Below are 1,840 nucleotides of genomic sequence, written 5' to 3' on the forward strand. Positions count from 1 at the left end.
TAGTCAGCGTCAATTTAAGGCGAAAATGGACAGTTATAAGATGCTTATCCCTGACAATGTTTACTACCGAAATCTCTATTTTCTGGATATGGATAAGCAGTTAATAAAATCACTGACGGTCAGCCAGCAGGAAGAACAGGGAGAACTGGCCTTACAGCACTACTGTGATAAACAGGAACTGTCCGTATGAAAATATTGAAGATAACGCTGTCCTTATTATTTCTCTATTTTATTTACTGGGCGTTTGGCGACACCCTTCTTGGCAGGCTTTTTCCTTTTTCACCTGACGGGAAGAAACAGTTGATTACGGTGGAGGGTGTCGTGCCGAAATATACAAAACCGTATGTATCTGCGCAATATATCTCAAAAGACTGCCTTAAATATCAGTTTGATGCAGGTATGTCGCCTTATCAAGTGCCGACCTATTATGGGTTGGATTTGGATGTAAAAGCTGATCCGCAAACCGGTTACTTTCAGGCGAGATTGCCTTTCAATGGCGGGGGATGGTGTAAATGGAAAATCAATCAAGCGTTTGTGGCGGTGGGTTATACCGATGTTAGTCATCTGGTGAAAGATGCTGAACTCTCTTCGGGAACAGGATTAGCCGCCTTTATCAATGATGCTGCCCGGACAAATATTAGCGAAATCCCTGCATCGAATACGATTGATTTTAACCCGGTTATTTACCCTGTTTTAGAAATGGTTGAAGGATTTCCGAAAAGTGTATCCTTACAAGGTAAAGTTGAATTGTATCCTTTTAGGTTAAAGTTAACCCCGGGAGCCAAATGGAAAATTATTTTTAAACCTAAACTGGATGAAACTAAAATGCCGAAGGTTATAGTAACTAAGAAAGGTGAATGGGTTGAATACCCCAGTGGGCACATTGAAATCAATACCCAAATGGTAGATACCCGTTACATAAAGTAACGTTCTATAAGGTTGTGTCACCAGTTTATCTAAATGCCAACATGAGAATACTGTTATTAAAAGGAACTGTCCGTATGAAAATATTGAAGATAACGCTGTCCTTATTATTTCTCTATTTTATTTACTGGGCGTTTGGCGACACCTTTTTTGGCAGGCTTTTTCCTTTTTCGCCTGACGAGAAGAAACAGTTGATTACGGTGGAAGGTGTCGTGCCGAAATACACAAAACCGTATGTGTCTGCGCAATATATCTCAAAAGACTGCCTTAGATATCAGCTTGATGCAGGTATGTCGCCTTATCAAGTGCCGACTTATTATAAATTACGTCTGGATGTGAAGTCAGATCCACAAACTGGTTACTTTCAGGCAAAATTACCTTTCAATGGTGGAGGATGGTGTAAATGGAAAATCAATCGAGCTTCTGTGGCAGTGGGGTATACCGATGTTAGCCATCTGGTGAAAGATGCCGAACTCTCTTCGGGAACAGGATTAACCGCCTTTATCAACGACGCCGCACGAACAAATTATTCTGAAGCCTCTGAGACTCGTGCATTGAATACGATAAATTTCAGCCCGGTTATTTACCCTGTTTTGAACGTGGTTGAGGGATATCCAAACAGCATTTCCTTACAAGGCAAGGTAAATTCGTTTCCGTTTAGACTGAAATTAATTCCAGGAGCGGAATGGAAAATCACCTTCAAGCCTAAACTGGATGAAACCAAAATGCCAAAGGTCATAGTAACCAGGAAAAGTGAATGGGTTGAATATCCTGACGGGCACATTGAAATCAATACCCGAATGATAGATACCCGTTACATAAAGTAATGTTCTATAAGGTTGTGTCACCAGTTTATCTAAATGCCAACATGAGAATACTGTTATTAAAAGGAACTATCTGTGTGAAAATATTGAAG

General features: G+C 40.4%; 3 protein-coding genes. All 3 read left to right on the forward strand.

The features are described from left to right. Window positions 1–190, forward strand: a 190-nt coding sequence (locus Phpb_RS27190) for a hypothetical protein (protein WP_240492582.1), incomplete at its 5' end; no start/stop codon positions are given. Beyond that, the gene (locus Phpb_RS23080) at window positions 187–927 is read left to right on the forward strand and encodes a hypothetical protein (protein ID WP_065392400.1); all 741 of its coding nucleotides are present in this window, start codon (window positions 187–189) and stop codon (window positions 925–927) included. The genes Phpb_RS27190 and Phpb_RS23080, both read left to right, overlap by 4 nt. A 74-nt stretch (window positions 928–1,001) precedes the next feature. After that, entirely contained in the window at window positions 1,002–1,751 is a 750-nt protein-coding gene (locus Phpb_RS23085; RefSeq protein WP_065392401.1) for a hypothetical protein, read from the forward strand. Window positions 1,752–1,840 lie beyond the last annotated feature (89 nt).

The organism is Photorhabdus namnaonensis (assembly GCF_001684335.1).
GTDB lineage: Bacteria > Pseudomonadota > Gammaproteobacteria > Enterobacterales > Enterobacteriaceae > Photorhabdus > Photorhabdus namnaonensis.